The sequence below is a fragment of the Pseudomonas sp. W2-17 genome, from assembly GCF_041060445.1.
Taxonomy (GTDB): Bacteria; Pseudomonadota; Gammaproteobacteria; order Pseudomonadales; family Pseudomonadaceae; genus Aquipseudomonas.
Genome location: NZ_JAUFNS010000040.1, coordinates 1 through 19,259, shown reverse-complemented (window position 1 = coordinate 19,259; position 19,259 = coordinate 1). Strand labels below are relative to the sequence as shown.

The 19,259-nt window shown below is 62.6% G+C and carries 18 protein-coding genes; 15 read left to right on the top strand and 3 right to left on the bottom strand.

Annotated features, from left to right (window positions below; all coding sequences use genetic code 11):
• Nucleotides 1-13: 13 nt before the first annotated feature.
• The 3 genes from QWI20_RS26785 to QWI20_RS26775 all read left to right on the top strand — a co-directional run bounded on the left by QWI20_RS26785 (nt 14) and on the right by QWI20_RS26775 (nt 3,274).
• Complete coding sequence (locus tag QWI20_RS26785; protein WP_282371961.1) at nt 14-1,360, top strand: TolC family outer membrane protein; 1,347 nt, start codon at nt 14-16, stop codon at nt 1,358-1,360.
• A gap of 196 nt (nt 1,361-1,556) precedes the next feature.
• Nucleotides 1,557-1,985, top strand: a complete 429-nt coding sequence (locus tag QWI20_RS26780; protein WP_369307975.1) for a DUF2231 domain-containing protein — start codon at nt 1,557-1,559, stop codon at nt 1,983-1,985.
• Nucleotides 1,982-3,274, top strand: coding sequence for a sorbosone dehydrogenase family protein (locus QWI20_RS26775; RefSeq protein ID WP_369307974.1), 1,293 nt, complete (start codon nt 1,982-1,984; stop codon nt 3,272-3,274). Before QWI20_RS26780 ends, QWI20_RS26775 begins: the two co-directional genes overlap by 4 nt.
• A gap of 134 nt (nt 3,275-3,408) precedes the next feature.
• Here QWI20_RS26775 and QWI20_RS26770 read toward each other — a convergent pair whose 3' ends face one another.
• The 3 genes from QWI20_RS26770 to QWI20_RS26760 all read right to left on the bottom strand — a co-directional run bounded on the left by QWI20_RS26770 (nt 3,409) and on the right by QWI20_RS26760 (nt 7,775).
• Nucleotides 3,409-4,275 (bottom strand): transglycosylase SLT domain-containing protein, encoded by an 867-nt coding sequence (locus tag QWI20_RS26770; RefSeq protein WP_369307990.1) that lies wholly within the window; start codon nt 4,273-4,275, stop codon nt 3,409-3,411.
• Nucleotides 4,276-4,446: 171 nt separating this feature from the next.
• A complete protein-coding gene (locus tag QWI20_RS26765; protein WP_369307973.1) occupies nt 4,447-6,849 on the bottom strand; it encodes a type III effector HrpK domain-containing protein in 2,403 nt (800 codons plus the stop codon).
• Nucleotides 6,850-7,223: 374 nt separating this feature from the next.
• Nucleotides 7,224-7,775: an RNA polymerase sigma factor gene (locus tag QWI20_RS26760; RefSeq protein ID WP_282371966.1), complete on the bottom strand. Its 552-nt coding sequence runs from the start codon at nt 7,773-7,775 to the stop codon at nt 7,224-7,226.
• 271 nt (nt 7,776-8,046) lie between these two features.
• On the opposite strand from QWI20_RS26760, the gene sctW reads away from it, so the two are divergent.
• Genes sctW through sctU form a run of 12 tightly spaced genes read left to right on the top strand, consistent with a single transcriptional unit; the run spans nt 8,047 to nt 18,792 of the window.
• Entirely contained in the window at nt 8,047-9,156 is a 1,110-nt protein-coding gene (sctW, locus tag QWI20_RS26755) for a type III secretion system gatekeeper subunit SctW (protein ID WP_369307972.1), read from the top strand.
• On the top strand, nt 9,156-11,291 hold the full coding sequence (gene sctV, locus QWI20_RS26750) for a type III secretion system export apparatus subunit SctV (protein ID WP_369307971.1): 2,136 nt from the start codon (nt 9,156-9,158) through the stop codon (nt 11,289-11,291). The genes sctW and sctV overlap by 1 nt, the downstream gene beginning before the upstream one ends.
• An 18-nt stretch (nt 11,292-11,309) precedes the next feature.
• Nucleotides 11,310-12,296, top strand: coding sequence for a type III secretion system inner membrane ring subunit SctD (gene sctD / locus QWI20_RS26745; RefSeq protein ID WP_369307970.1), 987 nt, complete (start codon nt 11,310-11,312; stop codon nt 12,294-12,296).
• Nucleotides 12,293-13,642, top strand: coding sequence for a FliI/YscN family ATPase (locus QWI20_RS26740; protein ID WP_369307969.1), 1,350 nt, complete (start codon nt 12,293-12,295; stop codon nt 13,640-13,642). The genes sctD and QWI20_RS26740 overlap by 4 nt, the downstream gene beginning before the upstream one ends.
• A gap of 4 nt (nt 13,643-13,646) precedes the next feature.
• The gene (locus QWI20_RS26735) at nt 13,647-14,102 is read left to right on the top strand and encodes a type III secretion protein (protein WP_369307968.1); all 456 of its coding nucleotides are present in this window, start codon (nt 13,647-13,649) and stop codon (nt 14,100-14,102) included.
• On the top strand, nt 14,099-14,653 hold the full coding sequence (locus QWI20_RS26730; RefSeq protein WP_369307967.1) for a type III secretion system HrpP C-terminal domain-containing protein: 555 nt from the start codon (nt 14,099-14,101) through the stop codon (nt 14,651-14,653). The genes QWI20_RS26735 and QWI20_RS26730 overlap by 4 nt, the downstream gene beginning before the upstream one ends.
• A gap of 2 nt (nt 14,654-14,655) precedes the next feature.
• Nucleotides 14,656-15,567, top strand: a complete 912-nt coding sequence (locus QWI20_RS26725; protein ID WP_369307966.1) for a type III secretion system protein — start codon at nt 14,656-14,658, stop codon at nt 15,565-15,567.
• Nucleotides 15,557-16,000 (top strand): FliM/FliN family flagellar motor switch protein, encoded by a 444-nt coding sequence (locus QWI20_RS26720; protein ID WP_369307965.1) that lies wholly within the window; start codon nt 15,557-15,559, stop codon nt 15,998-16,000. The genes QWI20_RS26725 and QWI20_RS26720 overlap by 11 nt, the downstream gene beginning before the upstream one ends.
• A complete protein-coding gene (gene sctR / locus QWI20_RS26715) occupies nt 15,997-16,650 on the top strand; it encodes a type III secretion system export apparatus subunit SctR (RefSeq protein WP_065989234.1) in 654 nt (217 codons plus the stop codon). The genes QWI20_RS26720 and sctR overlap by 4 nt, the downstream gene beginning before the upstream one ends.
• Before the next feature lie 7 nt (nt 16,651-16,657).
• Nucleotides 16,658-16,924: a type III secretion system export apparatus subunit SctS gene (sctS, locus tag QWI20_RS26710; RefSeq protein WP_093458684.1), complete on the top strand. Its 267-nt coding sequence runs from the start codon at nt 16,658-16,660 to the stop codon at nt 16,922-16,924.
• Nucleotides 16,925-17,719, top strand: coding sequence for a type III secretion system export apparatus subunit SctT (gene sctT, locus QWI20_RS26705; protein ID WP_369307964.1), 795 nt, complete (start codon nt 16,925-16,927; stop codon nt 17,717-17,719).
• Nucleotides 17,716-18,792 carry a type III secretion system export apparatus subunit SctU gene (gene sctU, locus QWI20_RS26700; RefSeq protein ID WP_369307963.1) on the top strand — a complete coding sequence of 359 codons (1,077 nt, stop codon included), beginning with the start codon at nt 17,716-17,718 and terminating at the stop codon, nt 18,790-18,792. Before sctT ends, sctU begins: the two co-directional genes overlap by 4 nt.
• Nucleotides 18,793-19,259: the final 467 nt, after the last annotated feature.

Below are 19,259 nucleotides of genomic sequence, written 5' to 3'. Positions count from 1 at the left end.
GATGTTTCGGTACATGAAAATCTGGCTGGCAGCACTGCTGTGGATCAGCGCCAACATGCAGGCCCAGGCAATGGGCTTGTTTGACGTTTATGAGCAGGCCTTGCGTAACGACCCGGTGTTCCTCGGCGCCATGAAGGAGCGTGACGCGGGGCTGGAGAATCGTAATATCGGCCGTGCCGGGCTCTTGCCTCACGTGGCCTGGAACTACAACAAGGGACGCAACGACTCCAGGGCCACCTACAAAAGCGACGATCGCCCCAACTCCCGCGAGGACCGTCACTACAACAGTTTCGGTTCGACGCTGAGCGTGCAGCAGCCGATCATCGACTACGAGGCCTACGCCAACTACCGCAAGGGTGTGGCACAGGCCTTGTTTGCCGACCAGGCCTTTCGAGGCAAAAGTCAGGAGTTGCTGGTGCGGGTCTTGTCCGCTTACAGCCAGGCGCTGTTCAGTCGCGATCAGATCGAGATTGCCGAGGCAAAGAAGAAGGCGTTCGAGCGGCAGTTCGAGCAAAACCGACAGATGTTCGATCAGGGCGAAGGCACCCGTACCGACATTCTGGAAGCCGAATCCCGTTACGAACTGGCCGGTGCCGAGGAAATCGAAGCGCAGAACGAGCAAGACGCTGCGTTGCGCGAGCTGGGGGCCTTGATCGGCGTGCCTGAGGTGCGCATCGACGAACTGGCGCCTCTGCGTACGCCGTTCAACTTCCTGGCGCTGACGCCCACCACGTACGAGGCGTGGAATGCCATCGCCTTGAGTGAGAACGCCGACCTCGCCTCCCAGCGCCAGCTGCTGGAAGTCGCGCATCAGGAGGTGAAACGCAATGTCGCCGGGCACCTGCCCAAGCTCAACGCTTACGCCACGGTGCGCAGCATGGAATCCGACAGCGGCAATACCTACAACCAGCGATACGATACCAATACCATTGGCCTGGAAATCAGCCTGCCGCTGTACGCCGGTGGTGGCGTCAGCGCCTCCAGTCGCCAGGCCAGTCGTAGCCTGGAGCAAGCGGAGTATGACCTTGAGGGCAAAACCCGTGAGACGTTGATCCAGTTGCGCCGACAGTTCAACGCTTGCGCCACGGGCGTACGGAAAATCCGCGCTTACGACAAGGCGTTGGCCTCAGCGGAGGCATTGGTGGTATCCACGCAATACAGCATCAAGGGTGGCGAGCGGGTCAACCTGGACGAGCTGAATGCGCAACAACAGCTTTACAGCACCCGTCAGGACCTGGCCAAGACTCGATATGAGTACCTAATGGCCTGGATCAAGCTGCATTACTACGCTGGCACCTTGACCGGTGAGCAGTTGGCGCGGGTCGATGAGGCATTTGGGGCGGGTCGGCCGTCACGCTAAACATCAGTGGCCATATGGGTAACGTCCAGTCCACCTCTCTGACCACCGAAAGCGCAGTTGTAACTGCATATTCGGAACGCCCAAATAACGTGAACTATGTTCCCGGCGAATTGATCCCAAACGATGCGCACCCTGCGCGGCCCTGATGGGTCAGTTCATCTGCACAGCATACGCGTCAGTAAAATAGGGAGCCGTCGTGAACACTACCGCCCATCTTGTCTACCGAAACCCGCCAGGCCCGCTACACGCGATATTGCTGGCCGGCACCGTCCCGCTGTTTGTCGGCGCATTGCTGAGCGATATCACCTACTACCAGACCTACCAGATCCAATGGAGCAACTTCGCGTCCTGGCTTATCGCCGGGGGGCTGGTGTTCTGCGGACTCGCCGTACTGTTCGCGCTGGTCAATCTGATCCGGGCTGATCGCAAAGCCGGGCGCCCCGTGGTCTACCTCGTGTTGTTGGTGGTGACCTGGGCGCTAGGGCTCGTCAACGCCTTTGAACACGCCAAGGATGCCTTCGCCAGCATGCCGTCGGGCCTCATTCTCTCCGCACTGACCACGCTGTTGATTGGCGTGACGGCGTGGCTGGGACTCACCAGCATCCGTTCGGGAGAAGGACAATGAGCCACTCAATCAAACTGACCGCGATCAGCATGGCGTTGTTGTTAAGCGGCTGCGGTGACGCCGGGGATGCCACCCAGGCGTTGGGGCCCGATCCAAAACTGCCGGCTGCCCAGCGCGGTCTTTTACCCAGCATGAAGATTGCCGAACCGGCGTTGTGGGGCGACCAGAAGCCCACTGTACCTGAGGGCTATAGCGTGACGGCCATCGCCGCCGACCTGCAGATTCCTCGTCAGACGCTCGTATTGCCCAACGGCGATATCCTCGTGGCGGAAGGCCGTGGCGGAAGCGCCGCGAAACTCAAACCCAAGGACGTAATCGCGGGGTACATCAAGGCCCAGGGCAACACCAAGGTCAAAGGCGGCAATCGCCTGACCTTGCTGCGGGATGCAGACGGTGACGGCGTCTACGAGACGAAGACGGTGTTCGCGGAAAACCTCAACGCGCCCTACGGGCTGGCGTTTGCCAACGGCAAATTGTACGTGGCCAACCAGGACGAATTGGTCCGTTTCGATTATCAAGAGGGCCAGACCAAGGCCAGCGGCCCACCGATCAAAGTCACTGACTTGCCCGCTGAAATCAACCACCACTGGACCAAGTCACTGGCTGTCAGTGACGACGGGCGCACCTTGTATGTCGGCATCGGTTCGAACAGCAACGTGACCGAGCGCGGCATGGAAGTCGAACTCGACCGGGCCAGGGTCTGGCAGGTAGATGCCGAAACCGGTGCCCACAAAGCGTACGCGACCGGCATCCGCAACCCGACGGCGTTAACCATCCAGCCGCAAACCGGGAAGTTATGGGCAGTGGTCAACGAGCGCGATGAACTGGGCCCGGATCTGGTCCCGGATTACCTGACCTCGGTTCGCGAGGGCGCATTTTACGGGTGGCCGTACAGCTATTGGGGCCAGAACGTAGACACACGAGCCCAACCGCAGAACCCGAAAATGGTCGCTGCCGCCATCAAACCCGACTACAGCCTCGGGTCCCACGCCGCTGCCCTTGGTGTGGATTTTTCCATCCCGGCGATGGGCGAAAAATACGCGGACGGGGTGTTCGTGGGCGAACACGGCAGTTGGAACCGGGAAAATCCGGTGGGGTACAAAGTCATCTTCGTGCCGTTCAGCAATGGCCGTCCGAGCGGTGCGCCGATTGACTTTGCAACCGGTTTCCGGGGCGCCGACGGGAAAACCCGCGGCCGGCCCGTCGGCGTGACGGTGGACCCACGCGGCGCACTGATCATCGCCGACGACTTGTCGAACACCGTGTGGCGGGTCACTCATAATCGATGAAGCATGCATTCCAGGCAGGGCAATCCTGCCTGGAATGCACAAAGGCGTTTAATGCCCCACTGGGGTGGATTGATTCATGCTTTGAGAGGAGCACGACGCCTGCTAGCGCCGCCCCCATAGACTCACACCAAAGATCAGGCCGGCAATTGCCCCTGACCGCTTTCGATGATTTTTGCGAAGTTCATGACGTTCTCGACGTACTTCGGATCGCCCACGCCGCCGGCATCCGCGGGGTTGTCCTTGTTGACCTTGTCCGGGCCCGAGTTATAGGCGCGTAGCGCCGAGTTCCAGTCACCGAAGGTCGCTTTCTGGTCGCGCATGTACAGCGCGCCGGCCATGATGTTGTCGTGGGCATTGTTCACGTCAGCGTTGCCGAGCTCGTTGGGGTTGTCTCGCTTGAGGGCCGCAAACGTGTCGGCGTTGACCTGCATCACGCCCGCATCGGTCTTGCCGTTGACGTTGGTGGTGTCTTGGCCCAACTGACCGCGCGACTCGGCCCAGATCTGTCCGGCCAGAATGCTCGGCGGTACGCCGGTGGCCTTGGACGCGTCCATGATGTCGTTGCGATAGGGTTCGAGCTGTTGTGGCAAATGCAAATCGCCTGAGCCGCTGAGAGACGTATCGTTCGACACCGCACCAGCATTGGCCGCAGGCGCTGCAGCCGCCTGGGCAGCGCCAGCACCTTCGGCGCCACCGCCGGCACCTTCCGCCGCGCCAGCACCATCGCCACCGCCACCGCCACCGCCTGCACCCTCGGTCGCGCCGCCACCACCTCCCCCGCCGCCGGTCACTGCATTATTCTGCGCAGCGGAATTGCCGGTCTGATTGGGGTTGTTCTGCATCAGCATCTGCATCAACTGGATGATCAACGCCATGAGTTGCTGGGCGATGCCGTTCTGGTCCGCGCCGCCTGTGAGGGGATTAGCGGCGTTGGTCGTCGGGTCCTGATTTTGAGGGGAACCGAAGTTGACCTGGGACTGCCCGGCATGGGCAAACAGAATCGAGCTCGCGTCGAGGGCCTGACCGGCGCCGCCGCCACCGCCCAGGGAATTGCTCTGGCCGGGCTTGCCGCTCAGGGAGGAGAAATCCGGGTGGGCGGCGGGATCGCTCAACGGCCGAACCTGGGAAATACCGATACTCATGATCACTTACCTCTTTCGGGTCAGGAAACATCAATGGGCTTTGGGGATGCCGAACTGATCGAGGACCGGGTCGACGTTGTGATCGAAGGCCTTCTGGGCCTTGTGTTTCTTGACGGCCTCGATGATGGCGGAGATGCCAAAACCCAGGCTCATGGCGGCGTCGGCAATCCAGCCGATCACCGGAATGGATGCACCAATGGCAGCGCCGGCAGCCAGCCCAGCCGCCTCCCCCACGACCATGCCGGCAACGCGTCCGCCAACCTTCGCCGCCACCTCGCCCAGCCCTGCGCGCCCGGCGGATTTGGCCACGGCGTCATAACCGTGCTTGGCCGCGGAGAGGCCGGATTTGGTGCTGTCGTAAATGGTCCTGGCGGCATCGGTTTTGTCGCCGCGGGCGAGCATGTCCGAGACCGAAGCAAAGCCCGCCACCGAGCGCAGCGCCGAAGGACCCATGCTTGAAGCGACTTGCGCAGCCATCGACGGCGCGTGGTCTTTGTCGCCCTGGGCGTTTTCCAGCACCTTGCGACCGCTCTTGGTGTCTTCCAGATGGTGGAAGGTCGAATCCACATAGCGCGATTGCTGGCTCTGCACGAAGGTGTCGGGCAGCACGCTGTCATACGCAGCCTTCTGCGCGTCGGCGCTCTGCAGCGCCTCTTCACCGTCGGCTTTCTTCTGATCGAGCAACTGCCTGACGGCGCCACCTTCACTGAAGTTGCGCACGTACGAATCCTGAATCTTGCCCTGCAGATCAGGCCGCTGACCGAGTACCTGCTGCGCGGTCGGTACCTTCGCGTTGTCACCGAGCAGGTCTTTCTGCATCTGCAATTGCGCCGACAGTCCGCCCAAAGCGCTGCTGTAATCGGCGTTGGGCTTGTCCTTTTTGGTGGCCTTGTCGGCAGTGTTCAGGTCCGCTTGCAGGGCCTCGCCGCTGTTGACCTTCTGCATCTGCTCGGTGACGGCTTTCTGCAACGACGGCGTGCTGGCGACCAGCGCGCGGGACTGCTGCGGTATCTGTTTGTCGAGGAAGGCTTGCACCTCAGGATCGGCCTGGAGCTGGCCGATCTTCTCGCTCAACGCCTCTTCGGTCTTGCCGGTCTTGCGCAGGTCCTGGCCGGCCACGACGCTCTGCTGGGTCTGTTGCAGCTTGATCATGACCGCGGCTTTCTGCTCGCCGCTGTAGGCGGACGGGTTGTCGAACACGTCCTTGCCCAGCTTGGAAATATCGACGTTGGCGACTGAGTTAAGGGTCGCGGCATCGCTGAGCACACTGGCAAATTCGCCGCCATTGGTGGGCGCCTGCTTGCTGATCCAGTCGCTGATGTTTTTGGCGCTGAACAGCTTGTCCGGACTGTGGGCCGCGAGCGAACGACCGCTCAGGCCGCCCTGGTCGATCTGGGTGAGAAAGCCGGGTTGCGACCAGGTTTTCGCCGCCTGTTTCAACGGCCCGGCCAGGCCCGGGTTGTCGTTCTGAATCGCGTTGAGTCCGTCGGCGCTGGTCAGGCCATCGACCTTGGTTTTGCCGTCGGCGCCCAAGGCATGCTTGGGATCGGCGGCCTTGGTCAGCGGTTCGTTGGCGCGCATCAACGCGGCGCTGCGGACCATTTCCAGGGATTGAGGGTCGGCGTCCGGATGGTCTTTCTGGTAGTTGGCAATGTCCTTGTCCGCGCTGTCGGCGGCTTTTTGCATGTTCTTGGCGAAGGCCTTGAGGTCGCCGTCGGTGATCTTGCCGTCCGCTTTGCCGCCGTGCTTGCCAGTGTCCACGGCGGTTTTCAGCGACGGGTTGGCGTTGATGAAGTCCATGGCCTTGGCCGCGTCCGGGCCTTTTTCAGCGGCCATGCGTGCGGCGGCGATGGGTCGATTCAGCTCTTTGGCCGCCTGCTCGCGTTGATCCGCCGGCAGGTTGGCAACCATCGGCGCCCAACGCTCAAGCTCCTTGGGCGACGAGTATTTCGAGTCATCGAGAAACGCGGCTTCGGTGGTTTTGGGTGCTTCGGATTGAGCCGTTTCGGCGGGTTTTGCAGCCTCAACCGGCGCTGCGGGTGCAGCGGCCGTGACTGGAGCGGCAGGTTGCGGACTGGGAACGGCACCGGAAGCGGGGGCGTTTTGCGCGGCGGCGTCGGGGGATGACGTGGCGGATTCGGGCGACGATGGCGCCTGCCCCTTGAACAGCTGCGTGAGCTGGGTCAGCAATGAAAGCAGCTGCTGTTCGATGCTTTGCGCCTTGCCCGCATCGCCCATACTGCCAGGGCTATTGCCGGCAAATGCACCGTTCGCCGGCGATGGCTGGGTCGACGCGCCGAAGCGAATAGTCGGATCGACGCCCCCCTTCAGTGACAGCGCCGGCTTGGCGTCAGTCAGCGGCAATCCCTGGGCGGCATCGGCACCGGCAGATTGCGAAGCAGCGGCGTTGGGAGGAGTGCTTAAGATACGCATGAGTCGTCATCCGGGCGGAAAGGATGGCAACTGTGTGGCTGCTGCGCCGCTTCGGTTCCGATAAATGTTTCAGCTTGTTACTCGGACACCGAGCGGGCGGCTGCTTTTAGTGGGACCGGCTTCAGCCGGGAAGAGGCCTGCGTGAACACCATCCATCCTGCGGCGTCACGCCCGACGCCTTCCCGGCTGAAGCCGGTCCCACACAGTTCGCGTTCCGTCAGTCAGAGTGGATGCACGCGATGCTTTTTAGTGGGACCGGCTTCAGCCGGGAAGAGGCCTGCGTGAACACCATCCATCCTGCAGCGTGACGCCCAACGCCTTCCCGGCTAAAGCCGGTCCCACAGAATTCGCGTTCAGCCAGTCCCGCTGGGCACTCAGGCAAACGGGTCCATCTGCCGCTTGAGTTGCTCTCGGGCCCGGGACAGGCGTGAGCGCACGGTGCCGATCGGCACGCCGAGGGACGACGCGGTTTCCTGATAATTGCCGTCCATTTCCAGCGACACCTCGATCACCCGCTGCATGTTCGACGGCAGCGTGCCGATGGCCCTGACCACCTGCATCAACTGACGATGGCCGTCGACCTGATGGCCGATGTCGCCATGGCTGTCGGGCTCGGAATGGGTATGGTCTTCCCAGCTTTCCTGATACGGCTGGCGGTACATCTTGCGAAAGTGATTGCGGATCAGGTTCAGCGCAATGCCGCACAGCCAGGTCTGGGGTTTGCTTGCGTGTTGAAACTTGTGCTCGCTGCGCAGCGCTTCCAGAAAGGTGCTTTGCAGAATGTCGTCGACATCTTCCGGGTTCATGACCCGCTTCTGAATGAAGCCGCGAATCATCTTGATCTGATCACTGGTCAGGTGACGTATCCCCTGGGCGGGACGGCGCGCCGGGGAGTCCATATCGAGAATCGCAAGGTTGGAAAACATCAGGGCTCTTCCTTGTTTTGAGTGTAATAGCCCTATAGCGATATGCGTGCCATCCATGTAAATCATGTAAGCCGTTGATTCTTATCTACTAAAAAAACTCACAAGAACAACGCTGTGCAAATCTTTGCGCGAACACACTGTTTCTCCGACGAGATTTGGCACAGATCGGCCTGCTCCCCCATCCGCGAACAAATAGATGGAACCGCATTGCGGCCGCGCTCCACTCAGGACCCATGACCAGGCCCCGAACCGAGCTATCCAGAGCCGACTTATGAAGATCGCCGCCCCCATTGCCCCACAGGCATTGCAAACACCCGCGATCGCGCCGGCAAAAATGCAGGCGCCTGCGCCCGCGCCGCTGCATGTCAATCCGCCGAACGTCAACGGCACCTCGCCGCAACAGGTCGCGCGGTTCGCCTCGGCACTGGTTCAGCAGAGCCGCAGCCTCAGCCAGCGGGAGCTGCTCGCCAGCGGCAACGCGCTGCAATCCCGGGCGGTAAAACTGGGTGAGCTGTATCAGCTGTTGATGGGCAGCCAGGACAAAGGCCTCGACGACGCCGCGCGCAACCTGCGCAAGCAGCTGCAAAACCAGAACGCGTCGAGCCTGGCGCAGATTCTGAGCTACACCGACGGCGACCCGGCCAAGGCCCATGTGATGCTGCAGGCGGCGAGAAAGCAGGCCCAGGCCGACGGTGAAATGGGCGAGCACGTGGTGCTGAGCCAGCAGCTCAAGCAACTGCGTCGCCAATACGGCAAGCGCACCCGGGCCGGCATCAACAGCGCCAAGGCGTTTTCCCGTCCGACCTCGGAAAAGCGCCGCGGCGCCCTGCGCAATCTGTACAGCGTGGCGGTGGCCGGGCAGCAGAACATCACCGGGCTGATCGACGCGCTGATCAACGAACAGGAAGAGCCTGGCGAATTCGAGCTGAACCTGCGGGACATGCGCAGCGCCCTTGCCGACGATCTTTCATCCCTCACGCCGTCCACCTCGCCGGCGCAACTGCGCACCTTGATGCATGGCCTGAACACCGCGCGGCACGTCACCACCCTGCTGCGCAGTTGCGAGCATCTGCTGGGCCGCATGCGCAACAAGAATCCGGGGCTGCAAGTGGATGCGGCGGCCTTTCTCAAACACCTGCTGGCGCTGTCGGGCAAGGGCATGAGCCTGGGCGAAACCTTGCAGCTGACGCAACACATCGGCGGCACGCAGCTCAAGCATCAACTGGCGTTTCTCAACGGGCTGCGGCCCATGCTGCAACAGCTGCCGATTCTGCTCTGGCGCGACCTGAAAAGCCGCCAGAACGCCTTGGGCAACCTGCTCATTCTCATGGCCGAACTGACTCGGCAGGAACAGAACCAGCTCCAGGGGGGCCTCGCCTGATGGATCGTGTCATTAACCTGCTCAATGCGATCGCGCACGCCGCCATGCGCCGCTCGGAAATCGTCGGTGCGTTCGTGGTCATCGCCATTGTGTTCATGATGATCACGCCGCTGCCCACCGGTCTGGTGGACGTGCTGATCGCCATCAACATCTGCATCTCGTGCCTGTTGATCATGCTGGCGATGCACCTGCCGCGCCCCTTGGCGTTCTCGACGTTTCCGGCGGTGCTGCTGCTGACGACGATGTTTCGCCTGGCACTGTCGATTTCCACCACCCGCCTGATTCTGCTCAATCAGGACGCCGGGCACATCGTCGAAGCGTTCGGCCAGTTCGTGGTCGGCGGCAACCTGGCGGTGGGCCTGGTGATCTTCCTGATCCTCACGGTGGTCAATTTTCTGGTGATCACTAAGGGCTCGGAGCGAGTGGCGGAAGTCGGCGCGCGGTTCACCCTCGACGCGATGCCGGGCAAGCAGATGTCCATCGACAGCGACCTGCGCGCCAACCTGATCAGCGTCCACGAAGCGCGCAAACGCCGCGCCGAACTGGGCAAGGAAAGTCAGCTGTTCGGCGCCATGGACGGCGCCATGAAGTTCGTCAACGGCGACGCCATCGCCAGCCTGATCATCGTCGCCATCAACATGATCGGCGGCATCGCCATTGGCGTGGTGCAGCACAACATGACCGCCGGCGACGCCTTGCAGGTCTACACCGTGCTGACCATCGGCGACGGCCTGATCGCCCAAATCCCGGCGCTGCTGATTTCGGTTACCTGCGGCATGATCATCACCCGCGTGCCGAGTGGCGAAAACGGCGTTGAAGCCAACATCGGCCGGGAGATCGCCGAGCAGATCACCAGCCAGCCCAAGGCGTGGATCATCGCGGCAGTGGCGATGCTCGGCTTCGCCGCGTTGCCGGGCATGCCGACGGCGGTGTTCGTGGTCATCTCGATCATCTGCGGCGTCGGCGGCCTGCTCCAGCTGCACCGCGCCAAGCCCAAGGCCGAACAGGCCCAGGCGGTGGCCGTCGCGCCGGAAATGAATGGCCGCGAGGACTTGCGCACCTTCTCCCCGAGCCGTCAGTTCGTGATGCAGTTTCACCCCAGCCAGAACCCTGCTCAGATCGAAGCGCTGGTCAGCGAAATTCGTCAGCGGCGCAATCGGCTGGTGGTGCAATACGGCCTGACCCTGCCCTCGTTCATCATCGAAACCAGCGAGCTGTTGCCGCCGGACGAGTTTCGTTTTTCGGTCTACGAAGTGCCCCTGCTCCGGGCCACGCTCAGCCAGACCCACGTGGCGGTCGATGCGCGTTCAGTGGAAAGCCTGCCGGAGTCGGCCTCGCTGGAGTCAGCGGTGTACGGCAGCCTCGAGCGTGAGGAAGGCCAATGGTTGTGGCTGCCGACCGACGCGCCACAACTGCAGGAAGCCCACATCGAACGCATCGACGCGACCACGCTGATCATCGAGCGCATGGAGCGCGCGCTGCAGTCGTGTGGCCCGCAGTTCATCGGGCTGCAGGAGACTAAAGCGATCCTCGGCTGGCTGGAATCGGAGCAGCCGGAGCTTGCCCAGGAAATGCAGCGCGTGCTGCCGCTGGCGCGCTTCTCGGCGGTGCTGCAACGCCTGGCCTCGGAGTGCGTGCCGCTACGGGCGATCCGGGTCATCGCCGAAACCCTCATCGAACACGGCCAGCACGAGCGCGAAGTCACGGTGCTCGCCGACTACGTGCGCATCGCCCTGAAATCACAGATCTACCACCAGTATTGCGGCCCCGAAGGCTTGCTGGTCTGGGTACTGACGCCAGAGAGCGAAGGCATTCTGCGGGACGGCCTGCGCCAGACCCAGACCGAAACCTTCTTCGCGCTGGATAACGAAACCAGCCAGCTGCTGGTGCAGCAGCTGCACATCGCCTTCCCGCTGCGCACCGCCCAGCGCGCGGTGTTGCTGGTCGCCCAGGATTTGCGCAGCCCGCTGCGGACCTTGCTGCAGGAGGAGTTCTATCACGTGCCGGTGCTGTCGTTTGCCGAAATCAGCAATGCGGCGCAGGTGAAAGTGCTGGGGCGCTTCGACCTGGAAGACGACTTCGAGAGCGATCACGAAGACGACCCGCACGCGCTGGACAACGAGTACGCCGCTTGAGTGCCTGGAGAGCGTCACATGTTTGAATTACGCGTATTGACCGGCCTGCACCAGGGCGCCGCGCTGCCGCTGGTGGGTGAGCAATGGGGCATTGGCGCTGACGCCGATCAGGATCTGGCGCTGCATGATCCCGGCGTCGAACAGCTGCACTGTCGCCTGCAACGCCAGGGCGAAGGCTGGCTGCTCAACGCGGCTGACGGTTCTATCGCCGATGAAGAGGGACACCTTCACGCCAGCACCCTGCTCAGCCCTAACACCGCCTTTGTGCTGGGTTCGGTCTGGCTGTGCGTGTCGCCGGCGCAGGACCCCTGGCCTTCGCTGCCGGCGGTGATTCCTCAAGCGAAGTCCGAGCAGACGGCGCAGCCCGAAGCGCCGGCCAGCGCGCCGCTGGAAAAGGTCGAGTCGCGCTCGCGCTTTTTCAACCGCACCACCGGCGTGGTCATCGGCGTGTTGCTCGGCATCGCCGGCAGCGCCTGGAGCCTGAGCCGCAGCGCTGCGCCCGCTTCGGAGCAACTGGCGATCAGTTCACCGGCGCAGCAGCTCGCTAAACAAGCGCCCGTCAGGCCTTCGACCACAAAGGGCAAAACAACCGATCAGCCCGCGAGCAAACGCATCCGGCTGACCAGCGTCGACGACGTCAAACGCCAGCTCAACACCATGCTCAGCGAGCGTTTACTGAGCGACGTCAGCGTGGAGCAAACCCCTGAAGGTCTGGCGTTGAGCGGCAACCTCAAGCCGGAATCGCAGTTGGTCTATCAGCGCATGCTCCAGCGTTTCAAGGACCGCTATGACACGCCGGTCGCGTTGATCGACAACGTCGCCGCCGGCACCAGCGGCCTGCCGTTCACCATTGTGCAGATCATGTCCGGGCCCCACGCCCATCTGGTCACGGCGGACGGTCGCCGGTTGTACGTCGGCGACGAACTGGCCGGACTGCGCCTGACGCGCATCGATGACAGCCGCATTCAATTCGACGGCGATCGCCACTACGAGGTGAGCTGGTGAACGCGGCGCTAGATCAATGGAAATCCGCTCACCGTCAGCGCCTGAAGGGCTTTTCTGCGGTAAAGGTCAGCGGCCGTGTCAGCGCCGTCAGCGGCATTTTGCTGGAGTGCCAGATCCCCGCAGCCAAGGTCGGTGACCTGTGCGAAGTGAGCAAATCCGACGGCAGCACCATGCTCGCGGAAATCGTCGGTTTTACCCGGGATTGCACGCTGCTCAGTGCCCTTGGCACCCCGGACGGGATTCAGGTCGGCGCGCACATTCGGCCGCTGGGCATGGCTCACCGCATCGGCGTCGACGACCGTTTACTGGGCAGCGTGCTCGACGGTTTCGGCCGGCCGTTGCTGGGGGATTCAGAAGGCGCATTCGCCGGCCCCGGTGATCGGCGCGTCACCCTGCCGGTGATCGCCGACGCCCTGCCGCCAACCCAGCGACCACGGATCAGCAGAGCGTTGCCCACCGGCGTGCGCGCCATCGACAGCGCGATTCTGCTCGGCGAAGGCCAGCGCGTCGGTTTGTTCGCCGGCGCCGGTTGCGGCAAGACCACGCTGATGGCGGAGCTTGCGCGCAACATGGACTGCGACGTGATTGTCTTCGGCCTGATCGGCGAGCGGGGCCGTGAGCTGCGCGAGTTTCTCGACCACGAACTGGACGCCACCTTACGCGCGCGCTCGGTGCTGGTCTGCGCCACCTCCGATCGATCGAGCATGGAGCGGGCCCGCGCGGCGTTCACCGCCACGGCCATCGCCGAAGCCTTTCGTGAGCGCGGCCTGAAAGTGTTGTTGCTGCTCGATTCCCTGACCCGTTTCGCCCGGGCCCAGCGCGAGATCGGCATTGCCGCCGGCGAACCCCTCGGGCGCGGCGGCCTGCCGCCTTCGGTCTACACCCTGCTGCCGCGCCTGGTCGAGCGCGCCGGCATGAGCGAGAAAGGCTCGATCACCGCGCTGTACACCGTGCTGATCGAACAGGATTCGATGAACGACCCGGTCGCCGACGAGGTGCGTTCGCTGCTCGACGGCCACATCGTGCTGTCGCGCAAACTGGCCGAGCGCGGGCATTACCCGGCCATCGACGTGCAGGCCAGCATCAGCCGGATCATCAGCAACGTCACCGGCCGCGAGCACCAGCAGGCAAACAATCGCTTGCGCCGTCTGATGGCGGCCTACAAGCAAGTGGAAATGCTCCTGCGCCTGGGCGAATACCAGCCCGGCAGCGATCCCGTCACCGACTGCGCGGTGCGGCTGAACGAGCCAATCAATGCATTTCTGCGCCAGGACCTGCGCGAGCCGGTGCCGCTTGAGGAAACCCTCGCCGCACTGATGCAACTCACCTCGCAACTGCCGGAGTGATGGCGTGGAAGAAGACCTTGAAGTCGACCCGCAAACCCTCGCCATGGAACAGGTCATCAGTGTGCTGACGCCTTTGCGCCAGCACCGCCAGGCCAGCGCCGAACGGGCGCAACGGCAGGCGCAGAAAACCCTGGAGCACCTGCACGACCATCTGCAACAGACTCGCGATTCATACGCGCAGGAACGCCATAACCAGCGCGAACGCCGGCAGGTGTTGAGCAGCGCCCACGTCAACAAGTCGATGTCGCTGGACGACCTCGAACGCTGGCACGAGAAGGAAAACCGCATGCTCGACCGGCTGGCCTATATCCGTCAGGACATGGCTCGCCAGCAGTTGGGCATCGACGAGCAACAACAGCGACTGGCCGAGGCCAAAGACGCGGCGAAAGCGTCCCAACGCGCCGTGGAAAAACTCGCCTGCCTGGCCGAGGCCCTCAACGAAGAAGGTGAATCGTCATGAACAGCCCGGTGCAACACCCGAATCGCCCGCAACCGCAGCCCCGTGCCGAAACGTCGCGCGCACCCTCGCCATCCCCTGCCGCGCCGGGCGACACGCGCCAGCCGCTGGCCAACGTGCGGCGCGCAGATGCCGACCGCCTGCGCCGGCTGTGCGATGAATCTGCCTCGCCTGAGTCGTTGAGTGCTGACGGTATGTTTTTCTCACAACTGTTGGTGCCGCCGGTGACGGAGCAGCAGAGCGAATCGGGGTTCGCCGGCAGCAGCTTCAGCACGTTGTTTCCCACCGAAGGCGTGCCAACGCAGCTCATCGACGAACTCGCCCAACGTCTGCCCCAGCAACCGGACGGCCCGTTGAGCCTGACCTTGCTGATGCCCAACCTGGGCAAGGTGCAGGTCAACGCCAACAAGCGCGACAACCAGTGGAGCATCGAACTGGGCTTCGCCCGGCGCGGCGTGCTGAAACGCTTGCAGCCCCATCAACGCAACTGTGAAAGCGCGCTGGAGCAGGCGCTGGGCTGTGACGTTGATCTGTCGTTGCATGAGGAGGCGTAGGCATGAATTTGGACATGAACTCGGACATAAATTCGGATGTGAGCAACGTGGACATGGGTGGATTGGACGTGAACCAACTGAACATCAGCCGTCCGAATACTGTAGGACTGGCTTTAGCCGGGAACCCGTCATTCAGTCCGCTGCAGCTGCGGGAAGTCAGCGCCGATGTCGCCGAGGCCTCGCGCCTGCTGGGCGCCGGCGTGAGCTGCGGCTACACCGCCCAGGGTCAGCGCGGCGAGCTGAGCCTGCGATCGATGCCCAATGATGCAAACCGGGATGGCTCGCCCCTCGCAGGACCGGCTTTAGCCGGGAACGCTTCATCGCTGACGTGGTTCGACAGCCCCCTCGGCCCCTTCGCCCTGACCGATGCCGAAGCGGTGCTGAGCCTGCTCGGCGAACTGCCGGTCACCCTCGGCGGCGAGCACCAGCCGTGGTATTGGCAACTGGTGAATCAGCGCATGAGCACCGATCTGGCGGAACTGCTTTGCCCCTTGCGGCCACTCAGCGATATCACTGCGCTGTCCGCCGAAGGCAAAAGCCCGAATACCGCGCCGATGACCTGCCGACTGCAAGTGCGGTTGGGTTCGCAGGTGTTGCACGCACAGCTCTGCGCAGACGCGCGGGTCATGCTGCAACTGCTCGGCAGCCATCACTGGCAGCCGCACCGGCGGAACGTCGCGTCAGACTGGCCCATCCGACAGCCGCTGGTGTTGGGTGAGCTGTCGTTGAGCCTCGATCAGTTGGAGTCGCTGCAACCGGGGGACGTGCTGCTGCCGTCGTTGTGTCATTTCGACGAAGAAGGCGGCGGTCGCCTGCAACTGGCGGGTCGGCAATGGGCAGTGCAGACGGACAGCCGCGCCGAGCAGCTGTATGTACGGTTCAGCCACGAGGAAGACTTGGGACATGGTCAATGAAGAATTGTACGAAGACGAGATCGAGGACCTTGCCGACGATGAGTCGACCGAGGACGGTCTAAACGGTAGGACCGGCTTCAGCCGGGAAGCTTTTGACGACGCCGAGCATCAAACCGCCGAAAACGAGTGGCAGGATCAAACCGCCTCCGATGGCTACGCGGACGAACCTTACGAGCCTCAATCAGCGGAAACTCACACCCCCCTCGATTCCCTTGACCAACTGCCGTTGGCCCTGACCCTGCGCTGCGGCAGCCTCGAACTAACCCTCGGCGACCTGCGCCGCATCGCGGCCGGCACCGTATTGCCCGTCAACGGCGTCACGCCCGGCTTCGCCACCCTGTGCCACGGCGAGCGCGTCGTCGCGGAAGGCGAGCTGGTCAGCGTCGAAGGCCGCCTCGGTCTGCAGATCACACGCATGGCGTCTCAAGCATGATCATGGACGGGATGAACCCGGTGATGCTGGCGCTGTTCCTCGGCGCCCTGTCGTTGATTCCGTTTCTGCTGATTGTCTGCACGGCCTTCCTCAAAATTTCCATGACCCTGCTGATCACCCGTAACGCCATCGGCGTGCAGCAAGTGCCGCCGAACATGGCGCTGTACGGCATCGCCCTGGCCGCGACCATGTTCGTCATGGCCCCCGTCGCCCACGAAATTCAGCAGCGGGTTCACGACCGCCCGCTGGAAATGGGCAGCACCGAGAAATTGCAGGCCAGCGCCAACACGGTCATCGAGCCGCTCCAGCGGTTCATGAGCCGCAACACTGACCCGGAAGTCGTTGCCCACCTGCTCGACAACACCCAGCGCATGTGGCCCAAGGACATGGCCGATCAGGCCAGCAAAAGCGACCTGCTGCTGGCCGTGCCCGCCTTCGTTTTGTCCGAGTTGCAGGCCGGTTTTCAGATCGGCTTTCTGATCTACATCCCGTTCATCGTCATCGACCTGATCGTCTCCAACCTGCTGCTGGCGCTGGGCATGCAGATGGTCTCGCCGATGACCATTTCGCTGCCCCTCAAACTGCTGCTGTTCGTGCTGGTGCAAGGCTGGACGCGCCTGCTCGACAGCCTTTTCTACTCGTACATGTGAGGCGGTGATGGAAGCGCTGGCGTTGTTCAAACAGGGCATGTTTCTGGTAGTGATTCTCACGGCACCGCCGTTGGGGGTCGCCGTGCTGGTGGGCGTCATCACCTCACTGCTGCAGGCGCTGATGCAGATCCAGGACCAGACCCTGCCCTTCGGCATCAAGCTCGCCGCCGTCGGCCTGACCCTGGCCATGACCGGGCGATGGATCGGTGTCGAACTGATTCAGTTCATCAACATGGCCTTCGACCTGATCGCCCGCTCCGGCGGCGCGCACTAGATGCCCTTCGACGCCCAGGGCCTGTTCGAACTGATGCTGGGCATGGGCCTGGCGGCCGCGCGCATCCTGCCGTGCATGATTCTGGTGCCGGCGTTCTGCTTTAAATACCTCAAGGGCCCGCTGCGTTACGCGGTGGTGCTGGTGGTGTCGATGGTGCCGGCGCCGAGCATCAGCCGGGCGCTGTCGGGCATGAACGACGACTGGTTTTCCATCGGCGCGCTGCTGCTCAAAGAGGCCGTGCTCGGCACCCTCCTCGGCCTGTTGCTGTACGCGCCGTTCTGGATGTTCGCTTCGGTGGGCGCGCTGCTCGACAGCCAGCGTGGCGCCTTGAGCGGCGGTCAACTGAACCCGGCGCTGGGGCCTGACGCGACGCCGCTCGGCGAGCTGTTTCAGGAAACGTTGATCATGCTGGTGATCCTGTCCGGCGGGTTGTCGCTGATCACCCAAGTGATCTGGGACAGTTACCTGGTCTGGCCGCCCACCGCCTGGCTGCCCGGCATGACCGTCGACGGGCTGGACCTTTTTCTCGAACAACTCAACCAGACCCTCCAGCACATGATGCTCTACGCTGCGCCGTTCATTGGCTTGCTGCTGTTGATCGAGGCCGCGCTGGCCATCATCGGCCTGTACGCGCAGCAACTGAACGTGTCGATTCTGGCCATGCCGGCCAAGAGCATGGCGGGCATCGCCTTCCTGCTCATCTACCTGCCGACGCTGCTGGAACTGGGCAACGGCCAGATCATGCAACTCGCCGATCTCAAGCATTTGCTCGGCCAACTGGTGCATGTGCCGTGAGCGAAAAAACCGAAAAGGCCACGCCCAAACAGCTGCGCGACGCCCGTGAAAAAGGCCAGGTCGGGCAGAGCCAGGACCTGAGCAAACTGCTGGTGCTGCTGGTCGTCAGCGAAGTGACCTTCGGCCTGGCGGACGAAAGCGTCGCGCGCTTGCTGCACTTGATGACGCTGTCGTTTCAGGGCGTTGGCCAGCCCTTCATGCACACACTGGAGCAGGTCGCCAGCGAAGGCGCGAGTGTGTTGGTCGGCTTCGTCCTGAGCAGCGTCGGCATCGCGATGTTGATGCGGCTGGTGGGCAGCTGGATACAGATCGGGTTTCTGTTCGCGCCCAAGGCGCTGAAGCTGGACTTCAACAAACTCAACCCGTTTGCCCACGCCAAGCAGATGTTCTCGGCCCAGAGCCTGACCACGTTACTTCTCAGCATCCTGAAAGCCACGGCCATCGCGGCGACGCTGTATGTGGTGGTGAAGCCGTCACTGGGCACGCTGATTTTGCTGTCGAGCACCGACCTCACGACCTACTGGCACGCGCTGCTGCAGGTGTTCCGGCACATCTTGCGGGCGACCCTGGGTTTGCTGTTGGTGATCGGCGCGGTGGATTTTGCGCTGCAGAAGTACTTCCATGCGAAGAAGCTGCGGATGAGCCATGAGGACATCAAGAAGGAGTACAAGCAGTCGGAGGGCGACCCCCATGTGAAGGGGCATCGTCGGCAACTGGCCCATGAATTGTTGAACCAGGCGCCGACCGCGCCGCCGAAGCCGGTGGAGGATGCGGACATGTTGGTGGTGAATCCGACCCACTATGCGGTGGCGCTCTATTACCGACCCGGCACGACGCCGCTGCCGCAGATTCACTGCAAGGGTGAGGATGATGAGGCGCTGGCGTTGATTGCGCGGGCGAAGAAGGCGGGGATTCCGGTGGTGCAGAGTATCTGGCTGGCGCGGACGCTTTATAAGGTCAAGGCGGGCAAGTACATCCCGAGGACGACGCTGTTGGCGGTGGCGAATATTTATCAGATCGTGCGGCAGCTTGAGGAAGTGACGGACGAAGTCATTCGCATAGACGATGTTTGATCAGGATCAAGATCAAGGGCGTCTGCCTAACGGCAGACATTTCGCCTTCGGCGACTTACTTTTGAAAAGCACCAAAAGTAAGCAAAAGTGCGTGCTCCTGGTTGGGCCCCTCCTGCGTCGGGGTTCCTTCACTCCGGTCTCGCTCCGTGGGCCCGCTGCCATCCGCCATCCATGGCGGGGGGCAGCTCTCGCCGCATCCATGCGGCTCGACCCACTGCGCGAGACCTGCGTTCAGCCTGCACCCAAGTCGCGATAGGTGTCGCCTGGACTTCTTGCGTGGAAGATCAAAAGCAAGGCGAGAGCGAAAGCAAAAGCGAGAGCAAAGCAAAAGCTTCCCGGCTAAAGCCGGTCCCACAGCAGACCGTGTGAAAACGAAATAACCAGCAGCTAATCAAAAAATGCCCCGATCAACTCGGGGTATTCTTTATTTATGCAAAGAGAAAAAAAGCCCTCCTCAGGCCAGTAAC

Coding starts and splice junctions, on each gene's coding strand:
- QWI20_RS26725 (WP_369307966.1), top strand. CDS start 14,656: ATGAATTTGGACATGAACTCGGACATAAATTCGGATGTGAGCAACGTG.
- QWI20_RS26720 (WP_369307965.1), top strand. CDS start 15,557: ATGGTCAATGAAGAATTGTACGAAGACGAGATCGAGGACCTTGCCGAC.
- sctR (WP_065989234.1), top strand. CDS start 15,997: ATGATCATGGACGGGATGAACCCGGTGATGCTGGCGCTGTTCCTCGGC.
- sctD (WP_369307970.1), top strand. CDS start 11,310: ATGTTTGAATTACGCGTATTGACCGGCCTGCACCAGGGCGCCGCGCTG.
- QWI20_RS26760 (WP_282371966.1), bottom strand. CDS start 7,775: ATGTTTTCCAACCTTGCGATTCTCGATATGGACTCCCCGGCGCGCCGT.
- QWI20_RS26775 (WP_369307974.1), top strand. CDS start 1,982: ATGAGCCACTCAATCAAACTGACCGCGATCAGCATGGCGTTGTTGTTA.
- sctS (WP_093458684.1), top strand. CDS start 16,658: ATGGAAGCGCTGGCGTTGTTCAAACAGGGCATGTTTCTGGTAGTGATT.
- QWI20_RS26785 (WP_282371961.1), top strand. CDS start 14: ATGAAAATCTGGCTGGCAGCACTGCTGTGGATCAGCGCCAACATGCAG.
- sctW (WP_369307972.1), top strand. CDS start 8,047: ATGAAGATCGCCGCCCCCATTGCCCCACAGGCATTGCAAACACCCGCG.
- sctV (WP_369307971.1), top strand. CDS start 9,156: ATGGATCGTGTCATTAACCTGCTCAATGCGATCGCGCACGCCGCCATG.
- sctT (WP_369307964.1), top strand. CDS start 16,925: ATGCCCTTCGACGCCCAGGGCCTGTTCGAACTGATGCTGGGCATGGGC.
- QWI20_RS26765 (WP_369307973.1), bottom strand. CDS start 6,849: ATGCGTATCTTAAGCACTCCTCCCAACGCCGCTGCTTCGCAATCTGCC.
- QWI20_RS26730 (WP_369307967.1), top strand. CDS start 14,099: ATGAACAGCCCGGTGCAACACCCGAATCGCCCGCAACCGCAGCCCCGT.